We start from the raw sequence: 4448 nt of genomic DNA, 5'->3' as shown, positions 1-4448 counted from the left end.
CCGCGGCAGGACGCGCGACCGTCGGTGGTCGACGAGGCCCGGGCCCGCTCGCCGAGCTCGAAGACCGGCTCGTCCGATGCGCGGCAACGGACTCGGTGGGAGCCTGGGCCCCACCACCCGGTCCACAGCGGCGGACGCTGCGGGCGGGCGGGGCGCTCCGCCTTCGCGTCAGGCCATCGTCAGCCCGCCGCTGACGGACAGGGTCTGGCCGGTGATGTAGCCGGCGGCGTCGGAGGCGAAGAACGCGACCGCGGCGGCGACGTCCTCGGGCAGTCCGAGGCGCTTCATCGGCACCGCGCGGGTCATGCCGCCGATGACCTTGTCGGCGTCCTGGCCCGAGGCGTCGGCGAACTTGCGCAGGGCCGGGGTGTCGGGCGGGCCGGGGCACACGGTGTTCACCGTGACGCCCTTGGTGGCGACCTCACGGGCCAGGGTCTTGGAGAACGCGATCGTGCCGCCCTTCGCGCCGGAGTAGACCGCCTCCGGCGAGGAGCCGACCCGACCGGCGTCGGACCCGATGGTGACCAAGACTCCCGGCAGACCGGCCCGCAGGGAGGGTCATACCGAAGGCGGTCTAGGGCTCTCGCATGTGGAGGGTCTCGTTCACGCTGAGCACCTCTCGGTATCCGTCCGGCTCGGCCAGGACCCGGGTGACCGAACAGTGGTCGGGCGTGAGGAACATCGGACCGGGGGTCCCCAGCAGGTGGGCGAGGTACGCGCTGACGACGCCGCCGTGGCAGACGATCGCGGCCCGGCCCGCGTGCGCCGCGACCACGTCCTCCACCCCCGCCCGCACCCGCGCGGTGAAAGCGGCCGGGTCGTAGCGGTTGGTCCCCCACCGCCCGGCGTTCATCTCGTCGTAGGCGGCACGTCGGGTCGACATGTCCTCCACCCCGGTCCCGTACGTCGTCCACCCGAGATCGAGCTCGCAGAGCCGCACGTCGGTCTGCAGCACCAACCCCAGGGCCTGCACGACGGGCTCCGCGGTCTGCCGGGCCCGCCGCATCGTGCTGGACACGACCGCGTCGACCGTGCCGAACGCACCGTCGGCGACGGCCTTGCTCAGCAACCGCGCCTGGTCCCGGCCACGTGCGGTGAGCGGTGGGTCGGCGGGTTCGCTGCCGCCGTGGACGTGCTCGGGCCGAGCATGGCGGATGAGCAGCAGCTCCATCGCCGTCAGGCCCCGGTGGCGGGGAGCAGCGCGAGGTGGTCGGCGAGCCGGTCGTTCCAGACTCCGGTCGAGCCGAACAGCTCCGCATCGAGCTTGGCCCGCTTGTAGAAGATCTGCAGGTCGTGTTCCCACGTGTAGCCGATCGCGCCGTGCAGGGTCAGCGCGGAGTCGGCGGCGACCGACGCCGCGGCGCACACCTGGGCCTTGGCCGCCGCGGCATGCAGTCGGGCGTCCTCGTGGCCGGACTCCACCGACGCCGCCGCGAGGTACACGATGGAGCGGGCGGCCTCGACCTTCACCAACATCTCGGCGGCCGCGTGCTTGACGGCCTGGAACGACCCGATCGGCACGCCGAACTGCCTGCGCTGCTGCACGTACTCGACGGTGAGGTCGAGCATCCGCTCCATCACCCCCAGGGAGTCGGCCGCCACCAGCACGGCGGCGCGCAGGGCCGCCGAGTCCAGCGCGGCGGCGCCGTCCTCCGACGCGATCGTGGCGCCGACGGCCCCGTCGAGCTCGATGTCCGCGACGCTGCGGCTGCGGTCGGTCAGGGCTCGGGGGTGGACCGAGACCACGGGCTGGTCGACCTCGACCAGCTGCAGCACGGTGCCGTGGTCACCCGCGACCGGCACGACGAGGCGCTGCGCACGGTCGGCCGCGAGCACGGCCGGAATGCGACCGGCGAGCCGGCCCTCCCGTTCGGTGACACCGGCGAGCGCCCCTGGCACCGCCCCTGCGGGTACGGCGAGGACGGTGGTGACGCCGTCCGCGAGGAGCGCCTTCGCGGCCTCCGGCATCCCCGCGAGGACGGGCAGGGAGAGCATCGACCCGAGCCACGCCGACGCAGGAGCCGCGCGGCGCCCCAGCTCCTCCGCGGCGAGCGCCAGCTCGACCAGACCCCCACCCTCACCACCGAGGTCCTCCGGTGATCCGACCCCGAACCAGCCGTCGCCGACGAACCGCTCCTCGAAGTCCGAGGACCCCTCGCCGTCCAGCCGGCCGCGAAGTGCTTCGGACGTGCACACCTCACCCAGCCAGTCGGCCAGAACGGTGCGGAAGTCGGCCTGCTCCTCGGAGAGTTCCCAGCGCATCTCAGTGCTCCTACTCGGCTCGCGGGAGCAGCGACGCCGCTGTTCCCACCCTCGCGATGTTAGATTGGGTCAGACCTTTAGACCACGGAAGGAGGCCTTGGTGCCCACCGGCGACCGATCGGCCATCCGCCTCTCCCCCATGGAGGTCCCCAAGGCCTCCGACGTCCTGGCCAACGAGTTGCGCGAGCACATCCTGTCCGGGGTGTACCCCGAGGGCACGCCGCTGCCTCCCGAGCGGGAGCTCGTGGTGCAGACCCGGATGAGTCGCACCACCGTCCGCGAGGCGCTCCGCATCCTCGAGGTGCAGGGCCTCATCCGGATCAAGGCGGGCCGGGCGGGCGGCGCGTTCGTCCAGCGGCCCGGCGAGGAGTCCGTCGCGAGCTCCCTCGAGCTGCTGATCCGCGGCAGGCAGATCCGCCTCGCATCCGTCCACGAGACCCGCGAGGCCATCGAACCGTCCTGCGCCCGCCTGGCCGCCCAGCACCGCACCACCGGCGATCTCGTGCGGCTGGAGTCCGCCAACGCGGCCATCGCCGCGAGCGGGGATCTCGACGAGTTCCTCGGCAACAACGTCGACTGGCACGTCGCCGTGGCCACGGCGAGTCACAACGAGATCCTGACCGGCATCATGATGGCGCTGTCGCGGGCCATCTACACGACGACCGACAACGAGGGCTTCATCAACGCCGAGGTCCGCGACATCGCGGTCCGCGCGCACCGTTCGGTCACCCGAGCGATCAAGGAGCGCGACGCCGACGCCGCCGTCCGTCGGATGGCCCGCCACGTCCACTCCTACGCGGCCGCCGCGCTCGAGGTCGAGGACCGGACGACGGTCTCGGTGCCCGAGGAGGACTAGCGTCCGGGCGACCACGCACCCCAGCGACGCGGTCACTCCGACCGCCTCACAGCCTCGCGGACCACGTCCAGCGCGGCGGGGTTCTCCGCGCCGGAGAGATCACCCGGATCCTGCCCCAGGGCCGCGGCCCGGACGGCACGGCGCATGATCTTCGCCGATCGGGTCTTCGGCAGCTCCGTGACCCGGCACAGCAGGCTGGGGGCGAACGGCTTGCCGAGCTCCTCCCCCACTCGACGACGCAGCTCCTCGGCGGTGTCCGGGTCTTCGGGGACACCGGCACGCGGTACCCAGAACGCCCATACCGCCTCGCCCTTCTTCGGGTCCGGCACACCGACGACCGCAGCCTCGGCGACCGCCGGGTGCGTGATGAGAACGGCCTCGACCTCGGCCGGCGCCAGGCGCTTGCCCGCCACGTTCATCACGTCGTCCGAGCGGCCGCGCAGGAACCACTGCCCGTCGGCGTCGACGACGGCGTGGTCACCGTGGCGCCACAGCCCGGGGAAGGTCGACCAGTAGGCCTCGAGATAGCGCTCCCGGTCCCGCCAGATCCCGCGGGTCATCGCGGGCCAGGGCTGCCGGCAGACCAGCTCGCCGACCTCACCGCGCACGGGCTGCCCGGCCGCGTCGACGACGTCGACGTCCATGCCCAGCGACGGCCCGCCCAGCGAGCAGCTCGCGATGGGCTCGACCGGATAGGGCGCGAGGAAGGACCCGCCCACCTCGGTACCGCCGGAGAAGTTGATGATCGGCACCCGGCCGCCGAAGACCTCGCGGGCGAGCCACTCGTAGGACTCCGGGTCCCACGGCTCCCCGGTCGAGCCCAGGGTGTGCACCGACGACAGGTCGAACGACCCGAGGTCCGCCGACCGGATCGTGCGGATCAGGGTCGGCGACACGCCGAGCATGGTCACGCGGTGGCGCTCGGCGAGCCGCCACAGCCTGCCCAGGTCAGGGACGTCCGGAGAGCCCTCGTAGAGCACCAGCGACGCACCGTTGGCGTGCGTGCCGACGATCGACAGCGGGCCCATGATCCAGCCCATGTCGGTGATCCAGCAGAACACCCCGTCGGGCCCGACGTCGAAGGAGTAGGCGACCTCGCTCGCCGTCTTGACGAGGAACCCGGCGTGGGTGTGCACCGCGCCCTTGGGCTTGCCGGTGGTCCCGGACGTGTAGGCCAGGACGAGGCTGTCCATCGCCGCCATCGGCTCGGCGGGCCCGGGCTCCGGGTCGTGTGTCAGCAGGTCGGACCAGGCCTTCTCCCCCGCCCCCGGGGTCCCGACGACGACCACGTGCTCGACCGACGGGCTCTGCGCCACGGCCTCCCGCACGG

Annotated in this window: 4 protein-coding genes and 1 pseudogene; 1 reads left to right on the top strand and 4 read right to left on the bottom strand. The window is 72.8% G+C overall.

The window, feature by feature from the left end; all coding sequences use genetic code 11:
* Nucleotides 1-168: 168 nt before the first annotated feature.
* From H5J29_RS22175 to H5J29_RS22165, 3 genes and pseudogenes are all read right to left on the bottom strand, one after another.
* Nucleotides 169-534, bottom strand: a pseudogene (locus H5J29_RS22175) (SDR family oxidoreductase); the annotation flags it as partial.
* Between the two features lie 40 nt (nucleotides 535-574).
* Nucleotides 575-1171 carry a histidine phosphatase family protein gene (locus tag H5J29_RS22170; protein ID WP_181782969.1) on the bottom strand — a complete coding sequence of 199 codons (597 nt, stop codon included), beginning with the start codon at nucleotides 1169-1171 and terminating at the stop codon, nucleotides 575-577.
* 5 nt (nucleotides 1172-1176) lie between these two features.
* Complete coding sequence (locus tag H5J29_RS22165; RefSeq protein WP_181782968.1) at nucleotides 1177-2262, bottom strand: acyl-CoA dehydrogenase family protein; 1086 nt, start codon at nucleotides 2260-2262, stop codon at nucleotides 1177-1179.
* A 100-nt stretch (nucleotides 2263-2362) separates the two neighbouring features.
* Here H5J29_RS22165 and H5J29_RS22160 point away from each other — a divergent pair, with 100 nt between their 5' ends.
* Nucleotides 2363-3118, top strand: a complete 756-nt coding sequence (locus H5J29_RS22160; protein WP_312858356.1) for a FadR/GntR family transcriptional regulator — start codon at nucleotides 2363-2365, stop codon at nucleotides 3116-3118.
* A 32-nt stretch (nucleotides 3119-3150) separates the two neighbouring features.
* Here the strand turns inward: H5J29_RS22160 and H5J29_RS22155 are convergent.
* On the bottom strand, nucleotides 3151-4448 hold a 1298-nt coding region (locus H5J29_RS22155; RefSeq protein WP_181782967.1), incomplete at its 5' end, for an acetate--CoA ligase.

The sequence above is a fragment of the Pseudonocardia pini genome (genome assembly GCF_013870575.1).
Lineage (GTDB): Bacteria > Actinomycetota > Actinomycetes > Mycobacteriales > Pseudonocardiaceae > Pseudonocardia > Pseudonocardia pini.
This window is presented reverse-complemented; position numbering and strand designations above follow the sequence as displayed.